Source organism: Shewanella sp. MF05956 (genome assembly GCF_059758055.1).
In genome coordinates this window covers 55,541-75,906 of sequence record NZ_JCAYNV010000002.1, presented here as the reverse complement: position 1 = coordinate 75,906, position 20,366 = coordinate 55,541, and the positions used below count along the sequence as shown (strand labels likewise).

General features: G+C 42.8%; 22 protein-coding genes. 14 read left to right on the top strand and 8 right to left on the bottom strand.

What is annotated here, in order from left to right; all coding sequences use genetic code 11:
- Nucleotides 1-24: 24 nt before the first annotated feature.
- The 3 genes from AC19MX_RS02255 to AC19MX_RS02245 form a co-directional block, all read right to left on the bottom strand.
- Nucleotides 25-849, bottom strand: coding sequence for a M90 family metallopeptidase (locus AC19MX_RS02255; RefSeq protein WP_432398914.1), 825 nt, complete (start codon nt 847-849; stop codon nt 25-27).
- Between the two features lie 285 nt (nt 850-1,134).
- Nucleotides 1,135-1,545, bottom strand: coding sequence for a hypothetical protein (locus AC19MX_RS02250; RefSeq protein ID WP_432398913.1), 411 nt, complete (start codon nt 1,543-1,545; stop codon nt 1,135-1,137).
- Nucleotides 1,505-2,251 (bottom strand): AAA family ATPase, encoded by a 747-nt coding sequence (locus AC19MX_RS02245; RefSeq protein ID WP_432398912.1) that lies wholly within the window; start codon nt 2,249-2,251, stop codon nt 1,505-1,507. The genes AC19MX_RS02250 and AC19MX_RS02245 overlap by 41 nt, the downstream gene beginning before the upstream one ends.
- A 449-nt stretch (nt 2,252-2,700) precedes the next feature.
- Between AC19MX_RS02245 and AC19MX_RS02240 the strand changes: the two genes are divergently transcribed.
- Nucleotides 2,701-2,913: a DUF3820 family protein gene (locus AC19MX_RS02240; protein WP_188954405.1), complete on the top strand. Its 213-nt coding sequence runs from the start codon at nt 2,701-2,703 to the stop codon at nt 2,911-2,913.
- A 105-nt stretch (nt 2,914-3,018) separates the two neighbouring features.
- On the opposite strand, the gene AC19MX_RS02235 is transcribed toward AC19MX_RS02240, so the two are convergent.
- From AC19MX_RS02235 to AC19MX_RS02220, 4 genes are all read right to left on the bottom strand, one after another.
- Nucleotides 3,019-3,525 (bottom strand): GNAT family N-acetyltransferase, encoded by a 507-nt coding sequence (locus AC19MX_RS02235; RefSeq protein ID WP_432398911.1) that lies wholly within the window; start codon nt 3,523-3,525, stop codon nt 3,019-3,021.
- A 57-nt stretch (nt 3,526-3,582) separates the two neighbouring features.
- Nucleotides 3,583-3,885 carry an NrfJ gene (locus AC19MX_RS02230; RefSeq protein ID WP_188954409.1) on the bottom strand — a complete coding sequence of 101 codons (303 nt, stop codon included), beginning with the start codon at nt 3,883-3,885 and terminating at the stop codon, nt 3,583-3,585.
- Between the two features lie 168 nt (nt 3,886-4,053).
- Complete coding sequence (locus tag AC19MX_RS02225; RefSeq protein ID WP_432398910.1) at nt 4,054-5,790, bottom strand: bifunctional metallophosphatase/5'-nucleotidase; 1,737 nt, start codon at nt 5,788-5,790, stop codon at nt 4,054-4,056.
- A gap of 158 nt (nt 5,791-5,948) precedes the next feature.
- Nucleotides 5,949-7,007, bottom strand: a complete 1,059-nt coding sequence (locus AC19MX_RS02220) for a CNNM domain-containing protein (protein WP_432398909.1) — start codon at nt 7,005-7,007, stop codon at nt 5,949-5,951.
- A 541-nt stretch (nt 7,008-7,548) separates the two neighbouring features.
- On the opposite strand from AC19MX_RS02220, the gene rlmN reads away from it, so the two are divergent.
- The 9 genes from rlmN to AC19MX_RS02175 all read left to right on the top strand — a co-directional run bounded on the left by rlmN (nt 7,549) and on the right by AC19MX_RS02175 (nt 16,768).
- On the top strand, nt 7,549-8,670 hold the full coding sequence (rlmN, locus tag AC19MX_RS02215; RefSeq protein WP_432398908.1) for a dual-specificity RNA methyltransferase RlmN: 1,122 nt from the start codon (nt 7,549-7,551) through the stop codon (nt 8,668-8,670).
- Nucleotides 8,671-8,701: 31 nt separating this feature from the next.
- Nucleotides 8,702-9,487, top strand: a complete 786-nt coding sequence (gene pilW, locus AC19MX_RS02210; protein ID WP_432398907.1) for a type IV pilus biogenesis/stability protein PilW — start codon at nt 8,702-8,704, stop codon at nt 9,485-9,487.
- The gene (locus AC19MX_RS02205) at nt 9,487-10,521 is read left to right on the top strand and encodes a RodZ domain-containing protein (protein ID WP_432398906.1); all 1,035 of its coding nucleotides are present in this window, start codon (nt 9,487-9,489) and stop codon (nt 10,519-10,521) included. The genes pilW and AC19MX_RS02205 overlap by 1 nt, the downstream gene beginning before the upstream one ends.
- Before the next feature lie 33 nt (nt 10,522-10,554).
- On the top strand, nt 10,555-11,670 hold the full coding sequence (gene ispG, locus AC19MX_RS02200) for a flavodoxin-dependent (E)-4-hydroxy-3-methylbut-2-enyl-diphosphate synthase (protein ID WP_432398905.1): 1,116 nt from the start codon (nt 10,555-10,557) through the stop codon (nt 11,668-11,670).
- Nucleotides 11,671-11,759: 89 nt separating this feature from the next.
- The gene (hisS, locus tag AC19MX_RS02195; RefSeq protein ID WP_432398904.1) at nt 11,760-13,034 is read left to right on the top strand and encodes a histidine--tRNA ligase; all 1,275 of its coding nucleotides are present in this window, start codon (nt 11,760-11,762) and stop codon (nt 13,032-13,034) included.
- A 14-nt stretch (nt 13,035-13,048) separates the two neighbouring features.
- Nucleotides 13,049-13,669, top strand: coding sequence for a tetratricopeptide repeat protein (locus AC19MX_RS02190; RefSeq protein ID WP_432398903.1), 621 nt, complete (start codon nt 13,049-13,051; stop codon nt 13,667-13,669).
- Nucleotides 13,670-13,681: 12 nt separating this feature from the next.
- The gene (gene bamB / locus AC19MX_RS02185; RefSeq protein WP_432398902.1) at nt 13,682-14,914 is read left to right on the top strand and encodes an outer membrane protein assembly factor BamB; all 1,233 of its coding nucleotides are present in this window, start codon (nt 13,682-13,684) and stop codon (nt 14,912-14,914) included.
- A 104-nt stretch (nt 14,915-15,018) separates the two neighbouring features.
- Nucleotides 15,019-16,485, top strand: a complete 1,467-nt coding sequence (der, locus tag AC19MX_RS02180) for a ribosome biogenesis GTPase Der (protein ID WP_432398901.1) — start codon at nt 15,019-15,021, stop codon at nt 16,483-16,485.
- A gap of 76 nt (nt 16,486-16,561) precedes the next feature.
- Nucleotides 16,562-16,768, top strand: coding sequence for a DUF3565 domain-containing protein (locus tag AC19MX_RS02175; RefSeq protein WP_432398899.1), 207 nt, complete (start codon nt 16,562-16,564; stop codon nt 16,766-16,768).
- Here AC19MX_RS02175 and AC19MX_RS02170 read toward each other — a convergent pair.
- Nucleotides 16,761-17,165 carry a hypothetical protein gene (locus tag AC19MX_RS02170; protein ID WP_432398898.1) on the bottom strand — a complete coding sequence of 135 codons (405 nt, stop codon included), beginning with the start codon at nt 17,163-17,165 and terminating at the stop codon, nt 16,761-16,763. The genes AC19MX_RS02175 and AC19MX_RS02170 overlap by 8 nt on opposite strands.
- Before the next feature lie 150 nt (nt 17,166-17,315).
- On the opposite strand from AC19MX_RS02170, the gene AC19MX_RS02165 reads away from it, so the two are divergent.
- The 4 genes from AC19MX_RS02165 (at nt 17,316) to AC19MX_RS02150 (ending at nt 20,161) form a co-directional block, all read left to right on the top strand.
- A complete protein-coding gene (locus AC19MX_RS02165; RefSeq protein WP_432398897.1) occupies nt 17,316-17,882 on the top strand; it encodes a cytochrome b/b6 domain-containing protein in 567 nt (188 codons plus the stop codon).
- A gap of 248 nt (nt 17,883-18,130) precedes the next feature.
- Nucleotides 18,131-18,634 carry a TlpA family protein disulfide reductase gene (locus tag AC19MX_RS02160; protein ID WP_432398896.1) on the top strand — a complete coding sequence of 168 codons (504 nt, stop codon included), beginning with the start codon at nt 18,131-18,133 and terminating at the stop codon, nt 18,632-18,634.
- A 4-nt stretch (nt 18,635-18,638) separates the two neighbouring features.
- Nucleotides 18,639-18,875, top strand: a complete 237-nt coding sequence (locus AC19MX_RS02155) for a DUF4266 domain-containing protein (RefSeq protein WP_160053756.1) — start codon at nt 18,639-18,641, stop codon at nt 18,873-18,875.
- Nucleotides 18,866-20,161 (top strand): DUF3570 domain-containing protein, encoded by a 1,296-nt coding sequence (locus tag AC19MX_RS02150; RefSeq protein ID WP_432398895.1) that lies wholly within the window; start codon nt 18,866-18,868, stop codon nt 20,159-20,161. The genes AC19MX_RS02155 and AC19MX_RS02150 overlap by 10 nt, the downstream gene beginning before the upstream one ends.
- Nucleotides 20,162-20,366 lie beyond the last annotated feature (205 nt).

Here is a 20,366-nt window from a genome sequence, read left to right as displayed (position 1 = left end):
GCTGTGATTTATTGTGGGTTTGCGTTAATGCCAATGGATTGGATCTAAGTGATAAAACTGACTGAGTTCTTTATATAGTTTTTGGTGTTGTTGGTAAAACTCCGCAGGACGTTCAAAAAAGGTTTCGCTAATAACCGCAAAAAACTCTGCTGGATTGGTTGCGCCATAATAGTTAAATAATGACGGTTTCTGATGCACTGCGCAATGCTGAAGTTGTTTAAATTCTTCGCCTAGTGTTTGTGACCAAGAACGGTAAGCGGTAATGTCTGTTAATGGTGGCGCCCCATTGGCAGTGCCGTCTTCCTGGTCGAGTTGATGTGCAAACTCGTGAATAACCACATTACTACCATCAAACGGATCGGCTGCCCCTTCAACAGTGCTGTTCCACGATAATACGACCTTGCCATACTCCCAAGATTCTCCTAACAATACATTACGTTGGCTTGACTGAACCCCTGCAATGTCTGTGCGGTTTTGTTCAACAATAAAGGCCGCTGGGTACACCAAAATCTGTTTTAATTTGGGGTAGTAATCTGTTTGACGATTGAGCAGCAGTAAGCAGGCTTGGGCGGCAATGGTGACCTTAACTTCGTCATTGATGATAAAGCCACTGCAACCGACAAATTGTTTTTCAGCGATAAACACTTGAATGTGCTTTTTGAGTTGTAGCTGTAAATCTGTTGGCATGGCTTTAAAGTATGGAAAGCGAGCTTTAAGTATTGCGCGCCATGCATTCGGGAATGGCTGAGCCGTAATTTGCTGACGTTGACGTTGTTTACGCCAACGGCTACTGCCAATCCAGGCGATGGCCAATACTGCTATAAACACGACAAAGACAATCGCAACCATAAAGTTAACCTAAAAATAAATCTACATAGTCTATGTATGGGGGAGGTTAGCGTTAAATTCAAGTTTGCCAATTTAATACAGCTGTTTAGGCTGTTGTTTAGGGCGTGATTTAAGTCGTGATTGAGATCATAGCTTATGTATTTGCGTACGGCTTTTATCAGCGTTTGTGAGGCGTTGAGTGCCAGCGACAGAGCGATGATGAATATAAAAGAACTGGCAAACAAATATCGTTCGGATATTTGCTGCCAGCAAAAGGGTGGGGATAGTACTCATTAACGAATAAGATTAACCTAAGTTAGCGTCAATACGTTTTTGTTGCTCGGGCGTGAGTGAAAAATAGTGGCTGATTAATTGTCTGATCAACTTTGATTTAGCAATATTGCCTTGTTGGCTAAGTTGCGTGAGTTGATCTATTGCCGATTCGCTTAACGTGTATGTACAGCGTTTAAATGGTTTGCTGCTACTGTTCACTTTAGGTATTGCTTGTGGTTGATTAGGGTATTTTCGTTGTAAAAAATCAACCACATTTGTCGGTTCAACCTGCAGGTTATTGCGCAGACCTTTATCTGAATTAAGTGATGTTGGTTTGCCCGCCGCGTATAAGTCAGCAGCGGCAATAAAGTCATCTATTGATACTGCAATGGGCCGCTCTGTTTTACATAACGAAGCGTTTTTCTTGAGATCGGCTAGTCCCATAATTTCCTCTCAATGTCGTTTCGTTAGACACATTGTTGTGTTGTTCAATAAGCTGTTTTGCATCAGTAATACCCAATAGCTCACATGCAATGCTGCGCATTTCTTCTGTTGCTTTGCCATCGGGTTCTATTTCAAATACCGACAAGCCTGACTCTTCGCTGTCATCATAAATGTTACGGCAGTAATTAATCGCATCAAGCACATTGATGTTATAGGTGCGGCAGACATCTTTAGCTTCAATAATTCGACCTGCTTGATTGGGCAAACTAGGGCACTGAGTAATAACAAAAGAGGCCTTCATTTTAGGGTTTATCATTAAGCAAGTTGAAACGATGTCATCCATGTGGCTGACGGTTTTTAAATCGCGACGTTTTGGTCGTAATGGCATTAACACATGCGATGCAACCGACATGGATGCGCGTAATGCAAGATTATCTTGGCCGCCACAATCGACAATCACATAATCGTAGTGTTGTTCTAAACTGAGCAAGTCATTACGAATTTTTCCATAGAGCTGCACACAATTGATGGTGGCTAAGTCTGGGTTATTGTTTCGAGCCTGGATCCAGTCTGATGTCGTGCGCTGTGGATCGCAGTCCACCATAATGACACTGGCTTGAGCCTCTGTTGTAAGAAACACGGCAATGTTTTGTGCTAGACAGCTTTTACCGCTACCGCCTTTTTCTCCACCGACTAGTATGATCATCGACTCTGTCCTCTTTATCGGGCCATACCCTAAATGAGTAAGAGTAAACTATGGCCAAATCTAATGCTTATCTTCACTTTATGTTCTCAGGATGATTTCGTCAATTAGCTGATTTTTGACGTTTTTTCATAAAAGTCATCAAGATGTTTTTTTGACAAAAAGAGTGAGTATGGCAAAAAGTTGACGTTAATCGGTTACGTGCGTCAATGTTATTGAAAAGTTAAATAGCATAAACACTTAGGCTAAGATTGTGCGAGTTGAGTCTTTATTTGTCAGCTTTTGCAGGTGGATAAATTTGCCTATCGTTAAGCGCTATATGCATTTTACGTCTCTTAATAGATTTATTTATTTCAAATCGATATAAGTGGGTGCGAGGTAAAATTCCACTTTTTTTTAATAACGGCGTGATATAATTTGTGTATATATTAGCTGTGTTTGGAACCCGAATCATGAATGAGCAACAATTACTCGAAGCGATAAACCAAACCATGCCTTTTGGTAAATATGCTGGGCGAAAGTTGTTGCAGCTGCCTGAGCCTTATTTAGTGTGGTTTCATTCCAAAGGTTTTCCTGCGGGTAAGCTTGGTGAGCAATTAGCGTTAATGTATGAAGTGAAACTCAATGGCTTAGAAGAAATGTTGCAACCCCTGTTAAAGCGCTGACAAGCGAATTAACGAAAAACCCTAGCAACTAGAACGCTACGCGGCTAGATGCTATAAAATCTTAGCCGCGAAGCGACCCTAGCAGGACGAAGTCCGCCCTAGTATCTAGTCTATTAATCGTTTTTTCATGTAAAAGCCGGTAAACGTTTGGCCGCGTTTTTGCTGATAACTGACTTGTTTAAGTGCAAAGCCATTTGTTTCAAACAATGTTTTAGACAAATATGACGCGTCGACACTCAAGTGGGAATACTGTTGTTGCAGTGCCCAGTGCACTAATGTTTTATACAGTGCACGAGCGATACCTTGATGTTGGCTTGTTGGCGCAACATATAAACAGTCTATATAGCCTTGTTGACTAAAGTGAGTTTCAACACTAATAAATCCCACGACTTCTTGCTGGTCATTCACGGCTAGCCAAGCGCGATTGCGTTGGTATCTCAATTGCCAAAATTTTGTTGACCGTGGTGCTGATGACCAGGCGTTTAATTTAGCTTGTGGATATCGAGGATGGTTAATATGCTGCACTGCGGCATGATATAACTGGCTGACTTGAGCTGCATACTGTGCAGAAAAATCAATGATTTTATAGGGCAGTGTGTGTGTATTTTCCATAAAAAAGACCAATCCGAAAGATTGGTCAATTATGGTGTTTTTTAGCGCGTAAAAGAACTATTTTTTGCTGATATTGCCAACAAACATGATCTTATCGAAGGTTCTGTTTAGGCTTGAGCTGGCAAAGTCTGTCATCCACATTTGTTCTGACATTTCTACCGTATCACCTTTGCTGACTTGGGTTTGTGGACCCGCAGCCCAGTAAGTTTTGTCTGCTTCTTTAATTTGAACATAGGTGTAACCACCACCATTCATGGTGTCGAGCACTTCGCCCTGATGTAATGCACCTTGTGCCCAAACAGATGAAATTCCTAATGCTAGGGTGGCAGCGGCAGCAAATGCGATCAATTTAGCTTTCATATTAATGTCCTGTCATACGATTTAGAAGAGGTCCGCAAGGGATTACTTCAGCATTTAAGCATTTAAGCTGATTGGGGTCTGTGATCTAACCCCAATTATCGCTGTCTGTTTTCAAGTAGGACATTTTTTAGTGTATTTATGCCGCTATTTCAGGGAGGTGTGCCGCGGTTATTCGCGGTGGCTAATATAGTGAACATTAGCAAACAGTTGTCCTTCAATTAAATGTCCATGTTGACTGACAAAATCAATAAAGGCTTCGGGTAAGGTTTGATGCTCAATAGGTTGTTGCCAGTGAGCATGCAACAGGGCGTCATATCCTTCTTTTCCTGCTGCGGTATAAGCACTGGACACACCAATATACAGTTTATTCACTTCAAGTGGTTGCCAGGCATCTTGCTTATAAATTTCGACTTGAGTAATACGCTGGCCTTTAGCTTGTTTGCCATCGTAAAAATAACGAAGCCCATAAGGGTAGGGGAAGCTTCCTGCGCCAGTACCCATTATGCCGTTATTGGTAGCACTGTTAATCGATGATTCAAGCGCCTCAATGACGTACTTGCCCATAATTTGATACAAGGTTAATGGCAACTCAAACGGTAAAATTCGGCCAACCACATCAGCAAGCGACAATTGCCCCTTGTTTAATGATTGCCTTACGCCGCCAGCATTATGCAGTGCAAAATCAATATTGGGTTCAATAAATTTAGCCGCTTTATACATGCTGCGGCTCACCCATGGCGCAATTTCGCTGCCGTGAGGTAAATGCTTGCTTGGTAAGCGAGTATGGACAAAGTCGCGGGGAATATGCGCCAATATCTGGTTTTCTAAGGCATCAAGTGAAGGACGGTATTGGGTATGGATCACTTGATGTATTTGTTCGTCATGTTGTGCGTCTTTTATACTCGGATGAGCCAATAACTGGGTGATTAATTGCTTGCTCAGAACACTGTCAACTGCTGTTCCGTCTGCTTGAGTCACGTTAATATTGTCATCGAGCATAAAGTAATTGTTGCCAATAAGCTCAATGACTCGACCTTGTTGATCAAATACGATTTCGGCTAGGCCAAGTGTTTCCGCATACTTGCCTGCATGTAAAATGGGCGTTGAATTGATGGTTTCGGCATAAGGGATGTCACTTAAACCTATGTCACTCATACTGCCTTGCAACGTATGAGAGTGACCGCCAATAATAAGGCTTATGCCGTCAACATGTTCAGCTAGCTCGCGGTCTTGATCTAAACCTAAATGGCTCAACACAATAATATGCTTGATACCTTGACGAGTTAAGCGAGCAATGGTTGCACGCGTGGTGTCGATGGCATTGACAAAATGAGTGTCGGGATCCGGCCTCGCAATTAGGCGCATTTGGTCTAACGTAATGCCGATAATGGCTATTTTAGTGTCATGAAAAGGCTTAATTAACACTTTAGCGGTTTCATTGCTGTCATCAAAATCATACAGCATTGGATGACCGTATAATCTGCCGTCTTTGAGTCTGTCTTCTTGGCTTAAATCCATGTTGCCAGCCAAAACGGGAAAATCGATACGGTTTAAGAATGCTTGTACCGGGCTGTTACCGGCATCGATTTCATGATTACCCAATACCATGGCATCAGGTTTTAATAAATTTAGCAGATGAGCATTGGCCGCGCCCTGGAATTCGCGAAAGTACAAGGTACCTTGAAAGCTATCTCCACCGTGTAAAAACAAAAATGGACACTGTTCAGAGGCCGCTTGCTGCCTTGCTTGCTCGATTTGAAACCCTAAGCGTGCATAACCACCAGAATGTCCTTCCAACTTATATGATTGTTGATTGGCTGTTAGCGTAAATTGGACTGAGCTAGGTTCAAAATTAGAATGCGTGTCGTTGATATGAGCGATGGATAAACGATAAGATTTTTGCATTAGTTCCCTCTGTGTAATGTCATTATCTTAACGTATCAGGCGTAATGATGTCACCCACAGCAATATTGAAATACAGCCAATTCGCATAAAAAATAACCCGTTAGTGGTAACGGGTTATGGTAAGCAGAGTCTCTGGCATTAAAATAAATGTCGTAGCCTTAGTTTGTTTCGGTTTCGCCGTAAATTACTAAACCTTTGCTCTTTATGCGTCGTTGCCACAATTTACGAGCCAGTGCCTGCATGTCTGGGGCAATGTCTTTTGAGTCAACAATCTCTAAACCTATTAAGGTTTCGATAATATCTTCAATGGTCACAATGCCTTCGCTTGAGCCATATTCGTCAACCACCAATGCCATTTTACTGTTACGTTTTATCATGGTTTGAAACAATGGCAGTACGCTTACCGACGATTGTAAAACCAATAGGTTTTTCACGTAGTCGCCGATGGCCGTTTGCGGCGATAAGCTGGCTTGTAAGATGATGTCATTACGATTGACGTAACCAATCACGTTGTCGCGATCATCTTGATAAACCGGAAATCGGGTAAAAGGGCTACTTAAATGGTCGGCAATAAATTGTTGGTTGGTCATGGTTGTCGGTAATTTAAAAATAACCGTACGTGGCGTCATAATATGTGTGACTGACATGTCTTTCATGGCCAACATCTGAGTTAAAATTTGCGATTCTTGTTCGCTTAACTCGCCGCTGTCTTTTGCCAATTGGTTCATGGCGCTCAGCTCTTGTCGCATGTAAAGATTGTTATCGCCTTTGCCTAAAACGCCGGTTACTTTTTGCGACAGCCATATTAACGGTAAAGTCAGCTTTTCCATCCAATATAGACATATCGACACCGTGGGCGCTAATTTACGCCAATGATTCGCCCCAATAATTTTAGGAATGATTTCAGACAAAAATAAAATTAAAAATGTTAATACTGCGGAGAAAATACCCAACATTTCACTACCAAACACAATCGCGGCTTGAGCTCCGGCAACCGAGGCACCCATGGTGTGAGAGATTGTATTGAGCGTCAGGATCGACACTAACGGTGAGTCAATATTCTGCTTTTGTTTATGCAATCTGGCAGCGACGTGGGGGTGATGTTCTTTTAGGTTTGCAATATAGCTTGGTGTAACCGACAGAAGCACGGCTTCAAAAATACTACATAAAAACGAAATGGATATAGCAAAAAACACGATAAACAGAAGGGTTGTCATACAGGGAAAGTAAACACTTCCTCATGGCAGGCCACATAGCCCAGCCGCAGGATATCACAAGCTTAGTTAATATAATCTGAATATATTTTGAGTATTTTATTTTAGTCAATTCGGGCGTTTAAGCCGGCTGCACGATTACAAGATTAAATATCATCACCTAAACCAGTAAAGGTGAGTATATTCCCAATTGACCTGACGGTGCTACTTCAGGGCTTTACCGTATGTTTAATACTCGACACGCTAATGTCGGTACCTTCTACGTTAGCGCAACAACGCTCTTGATTTAACCATCAGGGAAACACGGTGAAACTCGCAAAGGGCAAGTTTTACATGCGCTTATGCAGTGGCTTTGGTTAATTTAGCTGACGTTGAAAAGAGAAAAGCTATTATCTGTAATCAATGCCTTGTCTACGCACGTGCAAATTCTTTTTGAAATCGAGCATCTTCAGGTTGATAGCGTGTAGATATACTGGCTAAAAGGCCATGCTACCTGTATAATTTGCCGCCCTGTTACAGGTTTTGGTGTTTTGAGGTTAGGCAGATGAGTGTAAAAAAAATCAATTTATTAGATCTTGATCGTAAAGGACTGCGAGCGTTGTTCAGCGAAATGGGTGAAAAACCGTTCCGCGCCGATCAATTAATGAAGTGGATTTATCACTTTGGCGTCAGCGACTTTGAAGAAATGAACAACATTAACAAAGTACTGCGAGGTAAGCTTGCGGCTAAATGTGAAATCGTTGCACCAGAAATTGCAAGTTTTCAAAAGTCGAATGATGGCACCATTAAATTTGCCATTAACGTTGGCCAGGGCCAAGAAGTTGAAACTGTCTATATTCCTGAAGAAGACCGCGCGACCTTATGCGTGTCATCTCAAGTGGGTTGTGCATTAGAATGTACATTCTGCTCTACGGGACAGCAAGGCTTTAACCGCAACTTAACCGTGTCTGAAATTGTCGGTCAAGTTTGGCGTGTCTCGCAGTTTTTAGGTTTTCATAAAGACACTGGCGACCGTCCAATCTCTAACGTAGTGATGATGGGCATGGGCGAGCCATTATTAAACCTTGCTAATGTTATTCCTGCTATGGATATTATGTTAGATGACTTTGGTTTCAGCTTATCAAAACGTCGCGTAACCCTATCGACTTCTGGCGTAGTCCCTGCGTTAGACAAACTTGGCGATGCTATTGATGTTGCATTAGCTGTGAGTATTCACGCGCCAAATGATGAGCTGCGTGATGTACTTGTGCCTGTAAACAAAAAGTATCCTTTACAAGAATTCTTAGCCGGTATTCGTCGTTATTTAGAGAAATCTAACGCGAACCGTGGCCGCGTGACCGTTGAGTATGTGATGCTAGACCATATCAATGATAGCACTGACCAAGCACATGAACTTGCTAAGTTAATGAAAGACACGCCATGTAAAATTAATTTAATCCCGTTCAATCCATACCCAGGTTCACCTTACGGGCGTTCATCTAATTCACGTATTGATCGCTTCTCTAAAGTATTGATGGAATACGGTTTTACCGTCATTGTACGTAAAACCCGTGGCGATGATATTGACGCTGCGTGCGGTCAGTTAGCCGGTGATATTCGTGATAGAACAAAGCGTTTAGCAAAAAAACAAATGCAACAAAACCAGATTTCAGTCACAATGGATTAACTCTTTGTTTGCATAGATAATAGGCTTATAAATGAAGCATGGAATGCAAAAGATTTTAGTGATGACTGTAGTGGCGATATCGCTTGGCGGTTGTGTCACCGAGCGCACCTACAGTGGTACCGACATCCCAGTTGCCGAGCGTAAGTTTGACAAGGTTGGCGCTGCGCGTGAGCGTATGCAATTGGGGTTAACGTATTTAAATCGCGGTAACAGTGAGCAAGCAAAGTATAATTTAAACAAAGCAGTAGAATACGCGCCAGAAATGAGTGAAGTGCATGTATCAATGGCGTATTACTATCAAGTAGTCGGGGATTTGGCTCGCACAGAAGAGTCATACCAACGCGCCATATCGCTTAGCGATGCGACAGGAGATGCACGTAATAATTTTGGGGTGTTTTTATGCCAGCAAAACAAATTCGCTGAGTCAGAAAAGATGTTTTTAGCCGCGATTAATACCCCTAAATATACTCGTACAGCCTCAAGCTACGAAAATTTAGGGGTCTGCAGCCGAAAAGCGGGAAATAAAGAAAAAGCGCGACAGTATTTTAATATGGCGTTAAAGTATGATCAAAGAAGAAAAGTAACGTTATTAGAGTTAACCGAGTTAGCCATGGAAGATGCTGACTACGGCGATGCGCGCGAACAACTCGCAAGATACCATCGAGTTGTAAGTGAATCTGCAGAAAGTTTAGCCTTAGGGATCAAGATTGAGCAGGCGGCAAATAACGAAGAAGCCGTAAAACGATTTGGCATTTTATTAATTGCGAAGTTTCCTGCATCTCCACAAGCCAAAAATTATAGAGCTAACTTGAATTAATGACTAAAGAATTCGAAGTAGAACAAGACGCTGAAAAAGCGGCATTGTTAAAAAATGTTGTTACCGCTGGCGCTATCTTAAAGGCAGCTCGTGAAGCAAAAGGGTTGTCTATCGAAGCCGTTGCAACACAATTGCATTTGCGTCCAAGAATTATCAGCGATATTGAACAAGACATTTTTGAAAATATTGCCTCAACAACTTATGTTAGAGGCTATATTAAGAATTATGCACGTTTTGTTCATGCTGATATTAATGAGATACAACAATGCTTAAAGCATCAGTTGCCTGAAATTGTTCCACCGGCAATGCAAAGCTTTTCGCGAAAAACCACTCATCAAGCCCGTAATAGCCGACTTAATTTAGTCACTTACTTTATCATTACCGTATTGATCGCAATGCTGGTGATTTGGTGGGTTCAAAAGTCGTCTTTATTGACTGACGTAGATGTTTCACTGCCAACGGTAGAAGAAATTGCTGCCGACTCAGCCATGCCTGAGCCGCAACAAATTACTCGTAGCCTTAGTCAGCAGGATGTAGGCGCGCAAATTGCCGCTGAAAATGCTTTAGAGCAAGTGCCATCTACTGATAACGCAACGTCTTCAAACGGATTACCCGAAAGTGATGCAGCTATTGATGCTGCCAGTAATCTTAATTCAGCAAATCCGAGCGCAACACAAGCAACGACCTTGCCTGCAAGTACCTTAAATCCAACATCAACCAGTACCCTTAACCAGGCAAGCACTGCGTCGACTATCGATACCAATGCAAGTACTGCTATTGGCACTGGTGTTGAAGGTGTTCTCGCTATCGAGTTAAGCGGTGATTGCTGGATTAACGTAACTGATGCTAACGGTAAAGTGTTGGTTGATGGTGTCAAAACAGCTGCTAAGTTAGTTGAAGTCCGCGGTCTCAAACCTTTCAAAATCATACTGGGTGCACCACAGGTCGTCAGTATTAGTCTTGACGGAAGTAAAGTCAGCCTTGCTGAGTTTACCAACGGTCGAGTCGCAAGATTAACCCTGCCAAAAGCATAACGAGCTTTTGCATCAGTAGTAGAGCGTATTTGCATGTATAACGAATCCCCAATTATTCGCAGACCTTCCACTCGTATATACGTGGGCAATGTGCCTATTGGTGATGGTGCACCGATAGCTGTACAGTCGATGACCAATACAAAAACCACGGATGTAGCAGCAACTGTGGCGCAAATTAATGCATTAGAAAAAGTGGGTGCTGACATTGTGCGTGTGTCTGTGCCGACAATGGATGCTGCTGAAGCGTTTAAAATCATCAAGCAATCGGTCAATGTACCGTTAGTCGCTGATATTCACTTTGATTACCGTATCGCCTTAAAAGTGGCAGAATATGGCGTTGATTGTTTGCGGATTAATCCAGGTAACATTGGTAACGAAGAGCGTATTCGTAGTGTGGTTGAATGTGCCCGCGATAAAAACATTCCCATTCGAATCGGTGTAAATGGCGGTTCGCTTGAAAAAGATTTAATGGACAAATACCGCGAGCCAACGCCTGAGGCATTACTTGAATCCGCTATGCGTCACGTTGACATATTAGATCGTCTTAACTTTGACCAATTTAAAGTCAGTGTCAAAGCCTCTGATGTCTTTTTAGCCGTTGCCTCATACCGTTTACTGGCTAAACAAATTCGTCAACCATTGCATTTAGGTATTACCGAAGCGGGCGGAATGCGCTCTGGTTCAGTAAAGTCAGCAGTGGGTTTAGGCATGCTTTTAGCCGAAGGCATCGGTGATACCATTCGTATCTCATTGGCCGCCGATCCTGTTGAAGAAATCAAAGTCGGTTTTGATATTTTAAAATCACTGCGTATCCGTAGCCGCGGGATTAACTTTATTGCCTGCCCATCTTGCTCACGCCAAGAATTTGATGTAATTAGCACCGTTAACGAACTTGAGCGACGTTTAGAAGATGTCACCACAGCAATGGACGTGTCTATTATTGGTTGCGTTGTAAACGGACCTGGTGAAGCATTAGTGTCGCACATTGGCTTAACGGGTGGTCATGCTAAAAGCGGCTATTACGATGATGGTGTGCGTCAAAAAGAGCGCTTCGATAACAACAGTATTGTTGATGGTTTAGAAGCCAAAATTCGTGCAAAAGCGGCGATGATGGCTAATCGTATTGAAATTGCCGACAAAACAGAATAATTCTCTAACTTGTTAAAGGTAGCAACTACCTTAACGAGTCAATTTACATTTTATTAGTGCAAACTAATTTCGAAATTGGACAAGTAACAGTGGCAAAGCAAATCCAAGCAATTCGCGGAATGAACGATATTCTGCCTACTCAAAGCCCAATTTGGCAAAAAGTCGAAGCGGTATTACGTTCATCAGTAAGCGCATTTGGTTACAGCGAAATTCGTACGCCTATCGTTGAAAGTACCGATCTTTTCAAACGTTCTATTGGTGAAGTGACTGATATCGTCGAAAAAGAAATGTACACCTTTGAAGACCGTAACGGCGACAGTTTAACACTGCGTCCTGAAGGTACTGCTTCAACAGTGCGTGCTGGCAATGAACACGGTTTACTGTACAACCAAGAGCAACGCTTATGGTACATGGGACCGATGTTCCGTCATGAACGTCCTCAAAAAGGTCGTTACCGTCAATTCCACCAATTTGGTGTTGAAGTCTACGGTATTGGCAGTGCTGATATTGATGCTGAAGTATTAATGTTGTCTGCCCGTTTATGGGATCAGTTAGGCATTAAAGATCATGTTGCCTTAGAGCTTAATACGCTAGGTGATCCGGCCGAACGTGCTGCTTATCGTGACGCTTTGATTGCCTTTTTAGAGCAACATAAAGATAAGTTGGATGAAGACAGCCAACGCCGTATGTATTCAAATCCATTACGAGTGCTAGACAGTAAAGATGCACAAGTGCAGGCTATTTTAGCTGACGCACCCGCGTTAATGGACTACTTAGGTGAAGACACCAAAACACATTTTTCAACTTTATGTGAACTCTTAGACGCTGTTGGCATCCAATACACCATCAATCCGCGTCTCGTACGTGGTTTAGATTACTATAACCGCACGGTATTTGAGTGGGTAACCTCGAGCTTAGGTTCGCAAGGTACTGTGTTGGCGGGCGGTCGTTATGACGGTTTAGTCGGACAGCTTGGCGGTAAAGATACGCCAGCAGTGGGTTTTGCTATGGGATTAGAGCGCATTGTATTGCTGCTTGAAACTCTTGAACTAACCAATGATATTGCAGCTGAAGTTGATGTATATGTCACAGCGATGGGCGACAATTGCTTAGTTGAAGCAATTAAAGTTGCTGCAGAGTTGCGTCAACAGTTACCAACGCTTAAAGTCATGAGTCATTGCGGTGGTGGCAACTTTAAAAAGCAGATGAAGCGCGCAGATAAAAGCGGTGCTCAATATGCGTTAATTATTGGCGAAAACGAAATTGCCAATAATCAGGTTGCTATTAAACCATTACGAAACAACAACGAACAACAATTAGTCGCCCGTGATGAACTGGTAACTAAAATTGCAGAACTGATTTAAAAGGGGAAGTGCACATGGAAATTTATAGCACAGAAGAACAACAAGTAGATGCTATCAAGCAGTTCTGGAAAGATTACGGTACCTCAATTGCAGTAGGTGCTGTGGTAGGCCTTGGCGGCCTATATGGTTGGAACACTTATTCAGACATGAAAGTCGAGTCAGCAGAGCAAGCTTCTGAGACGTTTCAAGCTATTGCTGAGCAATCAACTAATCCTGCTGCGTTTTTAACTCAAGCAGAAGCGTTTACTGCTGAGCATGACCAAGCGGGTTATCAAGCACTGCTTGAATTAATGGTTGCCAAAGCAGCGGTTGACGCGGGCGATTTAGCTAAAGCGGAAACGGCATTCACTAAAGTGATTGCAGCGCAACCAGGCTCAGGCTTAGGTATGGTCGCAACCATCCGTTTAGCACGTGTACAAGCTGAACAAAATAACTTAGGTGTGGCATTAGCCACGCTTGAGCAAGTGACCGATGAAGCGTTTGCTTCACAGCGTGAAGAATTAAAAGGCGACTTTTTAGTGCGTCAAGGTGATTTGGATAAAGCCAAGTTAGCTTATCAAGCAGCGGTAGATAATGGCGGCGCATTAGCCAGTCCTGCGCTGACAATGAAACTAGACAATCTAAACAAGGCATAAGGAATTTAGCCAATGAAGTCGTGGTGTAGAAATCTGCTTGCCGTTGGGCTAAGTGTTGCTTTTTTATCAGCTTGCTCTTCAAGTGATGTTGAAGAAGAGCCAGTCAGTGAATTAGTTGATATTCAAGCAACCGTGTTTCCAGAAATTAGTTGGGACACCAGTGTAGGCAACGGCGTTGGCGATTATTACTCGCAGCTTCGTCCTACCGTCCGTTATGGGAAATTATTTGTTGCTGATCGTAGTGGCGTTGTTGTTGCTTTTGATGAAGTCACTGGCGAAGAATTATGGACGCAAAACTTTAACGATGAGTTTGAGCAAAAGCTTAAAACTAAAACCAACGGTATTCGCTTAGCCGCGGGTGTAACCGCTGCACGTAAAAAAGTGTTTGTGGGTGGCGAAACCGGTTTATTAGTGGCGTTAGATGAAGCCACTGGCGAAGTATTATGGTCTGCCCAAGCTAACGGTGAATTACTGTCTGCGCCAACGGTGGCCGAAGACGTTGTGGCGGTAAATACTGCTAAAGGCGCGTTTGAAGGTTTTAATCTTGAAACGGGTGAAAAGCTTTGGACGTACGAAAGTCAGCTACCCAACTTAACATTACGTGGTACCTCTTCAGCAGCTTATGAAGCAGGTGGATTCTTTGTCGGTACAGCTGACGGCAAAGTGGCAGTTGTTGTTAAAAATAACGGCCAAGCCGCATGGGAACAACCGGTTTTTAGTCCAAGCGGTGGTAACGAGTTTACTCGTATGGCTGATGTGGATATGACTCCGTTAATCCTTGGCGAAAACTTATATGTTGCTAGCTATAACGGCAACCTAGTGTCAATGGAATTACGCAGTGGCCGTATTATTTGGTCGCGTAAATACTCAAGCTTTAATGAACTTGCTGAAGCTGGTTTAAGCTTGTATTTAGTGGATGACCATAGCCGTATTTATTCAGTTGATCGCCGTAATGGTTTAGAGCTTTGGAGCAATTCAACGCTTAAAAATCGCGAATTAACAGCAGCAGCGGTTGTTGAAGGTTATATCGTGGTTGGCGACTTAGAAGGCTATTTACATTTCATCGACCGTAGCAGTGGTGATGTAGTCGGCCGTATACAAGTCGACAGCGACGGTTTATACGCTCAGCCACTAGTGGTTGACGACAAAATCTATGTTCAAGGTCGCAGTGGAAAAGTCGCCATTGTCACGTTGAGCAAACAAGAAATGAAAGTTGAAGAAGATACCGACGCGAGTGCTGAATAAGTCCTAGGACCATTTCAGTATTAATTAAGGTATAATGTCTTCACTAGAGCCCCTGGAAGTGTTCCGGGGGCTTTTTATTGAAAAGTTTTTTTAGAGGCAAAATCATGATCCCTGTAGTGGCCCTTGTGGGGCGACCAAACGTCGGTAAATCGACATTATTTAATCGTCTTACACGTACTCGTGATGCGTTAGTAGCGGATTTTCCTGGCTTAACACGTGACCGTAAATACGGCCGTGCTTTCTTAGCTGGGTACGAGTTTATCGTTGTTGATACCGGCGGTATTGATGGCTCCGAAGAAGGGATCGAAACAAAAATGGCTGAACAGTCATTAGCGGCGATTGAAGAAGCGGATGTCGTATTATTTATGACAGACGCGCGCGCTGGTATGACAGCTGCTGATTTAGCGATTGCTCAGCATTTACGTAGTCGCGATAAAGTGACCTTTGTTGTTGCCAATAAAGTTGATGGTATTGATGCTGATTCTGCTTGTGCTGAGTTTTGGTCTCTAGGTCTAGGCGAAGTCTACCAAATGGCTGCTGCGCAAGGCCGTGGTGTGACCAACATGATTGATTACGCACTAACACCTTATGCAGAGGCTATGGGCATTGTTCGTGAATTAGACGAAGAAGGCGAGCAAGTAGAGCGTGAATATACTGAAGAAGAAGCTGAAGCAGAGCAAACTCGTCTTCAGAATTTACCGATTAAGCTTGCTATTATTGGTAAGCCTAACGTGGGTAAGTCAACGCTAATTAACCGTATTTTAGGTGAAGAACGTGTTGTGGTTTATGACGAGCCAGGCACCACGCGTGACAGTATTTACATTCCTATGTCGCGTGAAGGTCGTGAATACGTATTGATTGATACAGCTGGTGTTCGTCGTCGCAGCAAAGTACATGAAGTTATCGAGAAGTTCTCGGTGATTAAAACCTTGAAAGCGGTTGAAGATGCTAACGTTGTACTATTAGTTATCGATGCCCGTGAAGGGATTGCAGAACAAGATCTGGGTTTATTAGGCTTTACCTTAAACGCGGGTCGCGCTTTGGTTATTGCGATAAACAAGTGGGACGGTATTGATCAAAAGATTAAAGATCGCGTTAAAAGTGAATTAGATCGCCGCTTAGGCTTTATCGATTTTGCCCGTATTCACTTTATTTCTGCATTACACGGTACCGGTGTTGGCCATTTGTATGAGTCAATCGAAGAAGCCTACGACAGTGCCACGCGCCGCGTAAGTACTTCAATGTTGACGCGTATTATGCAAATGTCGCAAGATGATCACCAGCCACCATTGGTTAATGGTCGTCGTGTTAAACTGAAATATGCTCACGCTGGTGGTTATAACCCACCGATTGTTGTGGTACACGGTAACCAGGTCAGCAAGCTGCCTGACTCGTACAAGCGTTATATGATGAACTATTTCCGTCGTTCATTAAAAGTGGTTGGTACGCCAATCCAATTACGTTTCCATGAAGGTTCTAACCCGTTTGAAGGCAGAACTGAAAAGTTAACCTTAGGACAAGAGCGTCGTCGTAAGCGTGCAATGACACATATTCGTGACCGTAAAAAATAACGTTAACAGATAACAAAAGCCTGACTTGTTCAGGCTTTTTTGTGGCTGAAATATTAAAAGCGTAAGGTAGAGGTATATGCAGCAGCAAATAGTGGGTTATCACCAAGATGAAGAGTGTCATTGGGTTGCGCAGTTAGTATGTGGCCATTTTCAACATGTGCGCCATGACCCACCCTGGACTGTCCGCGAATGGGTCACTACCGATCTTGGCCGTCAGCAACATTTAGGTATGCTGCTTAGCTGTAAAAAATGTGACCGTGAAGAACCTGTAGATGCTATTTGAGAGTATTCGTTTTCGATTGTCTACAGCTCAATAGGTAGCCGGCAATATACAGGCAGATAACACTGTCCATTGCCATGGATAACCAAAAGCCATTAGTAAAAGGTTGGCTTGAATAACCTATAACTAAACTGACAAAAAATAGTTTTTCAATTAACGCCACCCAAAACACTGGGATAATCCAGTGATTACGAAATATCGCAATAAAAAAGCTGCACCCCATCATCAATACTAAAAAGCCCCAATGCTGGATAAATATCGTGTCGCTAACAATATACGGTAATTGGTTTAGCTGCGCTAAAGCCCACTGCGGCGCTAATGTATATAACCCTCCCAAAGAGGTACCCAAGCCGGCAATGAATAATGCAAGCGTTTGGGTTCGTTTAAAAAACTCAGTCATGAGAAAGTCCTATTTATAAATCGTTTTATGCTGCGCTCACAATTAGATCTTATTGCACTTAATAGAATTGGTATAAAACCATAAACCGTAAGTGATTGTTAAGGTTATAACGTAATAATGGCGTTGTTATCTTAATCTATCGAGGTTTATATGCGTACTCAAGTTCATTTCCCGTTACTCCATCGTCTGTTGCATTGGGGATTAGCCTTGACCATGATGGTGATGTTACTCACTGTGTTGTTACGCTTAGGGTGGATGGAGAAAAATCATATGGCGGCGGTGATTACACAGGGCTTAGCCAAAATTGATGTGCTGATCACCGACAAGCAAGCCGTTAGCATTGCAAAAGGGATCCGTGGTGTGATGTTTAAATGGCATATTTACTTTGGCTATGCGGTAAGCGTATTTGTTGTTGCTCGTTTTGCATACATGGCTAAATTTGGCCTGCATTATCCATCGGCATTCAGTGCTCAGGCGACCACGAAGCAAAAATTTCAAGCATGGGTGTATTGGTTATTTTATGCCGGCGTCGCCATGTCAGTGAGCACTGGGTTATTACTTGAATTTGGTCCAGAGGCCATAGAGCAACAAGTCGAAACTATTCATAAACTCGCATTGTGGTATTTTATCCCATTTATCAGTTTGCATTTAGCAGGTATTTTGCTGGCAGAAGCCAGTCATGATAAAGGTTTAGTCTCTAAAATGATTGGTGGTTAATCAATCTGATGTGATGGTCTGCTCCCATTGCTTCTCCCATTGCTGCATCGATGTGCCTGATTGAAGTGGTGACAAACAATCAAAATGGCAGAAGACCAACATGGTGATTACAACAATAGGGTTAGAGAGGTTAAATAGCTCACGACACAATGTCTTGAGCTATTTTTGTGAGTGCAGTTTATTGCTTAAGTAAACCTTAAGATTGGTCATCTAGTGTGTTATTCATCTAGTCATTAGGCGAAAATATAATGCCAAAGAAGTTATTTTCACTCTCCTCAAACATCACCGCGACTTTACTGAGCCTTGCACTTGGTATCAGTACCGCGGTAATTGCAGCTCCTTCATTAGATCACACTGTGTTAGATGCTAAAGCTAAACCTGTCAGCCTACAGCAATATGCAGGTAAAGTGGTATACGTCGATTTTTGGGCGTCATGGTGTGGGCCGTGTCGTAAGTCATTCCCCTGGATGAATGCCATGCAAGCTAAATATCAGCAACAGGGATTAGAGGTTGTGGCCATTAACCTTGATGTTGACACTGCATTAGCTCATGAGTTTTTATCTAAAATACCTGCCACATTTAATCTGACGTTTAATCCTGAAGGTGATGTTGCCAAAGCATTTGATTTACAAGGAATGCCCAGCAGCTTTTTGTTTAATCGCCAAGGCGAATTAGTGCAAACGCATATGGGCTTTTTTGAAGAGAACATTTCTGCCTACGAGCAAGAAATCCAAACATTATTACAGGAGTAAACTCATGACTAACGTGTTTAAACCCTTTTGCAAAACGGTCGTGGCGTTAGCCATTGCCAGCAGTCTTGTGGGATGCTCAAGTTTAGGTGTTCAACCTTGGGAAAAAGATCAATTTGCCCGTAAAGACATGGCATTAAACAGCGAGAAACTTGATTTATCTTTAGATGATCATATTTATTTCAGTAAAGAAGGTACCAGCGGTGGTCGTTCATTGGCGGGCGGAGGTTGTGGATGCAACTAACATCAAAACAGAGCATTGCCAGCGCCTTAGCCATTGCAAGTTGTAGTTTAATTGGCCAAGCCAATGCAGCCGAAACTGTACCAGCTAATGATGACTGGAAAGTGGATGCTGCCATTATGTATTACGGCGAGCAAGAGCGTGTACAAGCTGTAGAGGCCATTGGTAATGTGCAAAAAGCGTTTGGTGACACCTCGTTACTAGACATGAAAGTGGTAGTCGACAGTTTAACGGGCTCATCTGCATCGGGCGCTGTGGCTCAAGGTGAAAGCCAAACGTTTACACGTCCATCTGGTAAAGGCGAGTACACCGTTGGCGCAGGTGATACTCCACTTGATGATACTTTCCACGATACGCGAGTGCAGTTAAGTGCTAACTGGCAAGAAGTGTTTAATCAAGATTGGACTGGTAACGTCGGCGTATATGGCTCAAAAGAGTTTGACTACTTGTCAATGGGATTAAACGCTGGCCTTGAACGTAGCTTTAATAAAAACAATACCACCCTGGCGTTATCGGGTGCTTTTACACAAGATGTGGTCGATCCTGTAGGAGGCCGCCCTGTTGCCTTTAGTGAGATGGTTTATCGGGCTAACTACAACAGTGACGCAGAGTACCAAGCGGCGTTTGATCAAACTCGTTTAAGTGGCGATGATACCAAGCAAACATCGGATGTCATGTTGGGTGTCACTCAAATTCTTAATCGCAATTGGTTAATGCAAGCAAACTATGGCCTGTCTAGTGTGTCTGGCTATATGAACGACCCGTATAAAATTTTGAGTGAAGTCGATAGCAATGGGATTACTCAAGGGTATCGCTACGAGAATAGACCTGATTCACGTTTAAAGCACAGCGTGTATGTGATGACAAAAGGTGCATTAGATTCTGGCGTGGTTGATTTTTCTTATCGCTATAGTACCGATGATTGGGACATTACCTCGCACACCTTGGAAACGCATTATCGCTATTACTTTAGTCCGAGTTTTTATGGGCAGTTACACTTACGTTATTACCAACAACAAGCGGCTGAGTTTTATCAACCTTTCTTAATGATGGGCGATACCCTACCAGACTATGCCAGCGCCGATTATCGCATTGGCGATATGACAGCTTATACCATTGGGCTTAAGTTTGGGCAGCGTTTATCTGGCGGTCATGAGATGACTTATCGTCTTGAGTATTATCAGCAAAATCCTGAAAACAACGGCACTGAAATTCCGGGGCAGTTACAAAACTATGATTTGTTCCCATCAGTAAAAGCGATTGTTGCTCAAGTGAGTTATTCATTTTAAGTATGCTTTAACTCAAAGCTGACAGACTTGGCCATTATTGCAAGAGTGATAATGGTCAAGTCTATAACCAATCAACTTGAAGATGCTCGATTTCAACAACAATTAACACGTGTTTAGGCAAGGCATTGTTTACTGGTAACGGCAATCTAAGATAGAAGTATATTCAAGATACTGAATCTATTATCAATTACTGGCTATTGGTATT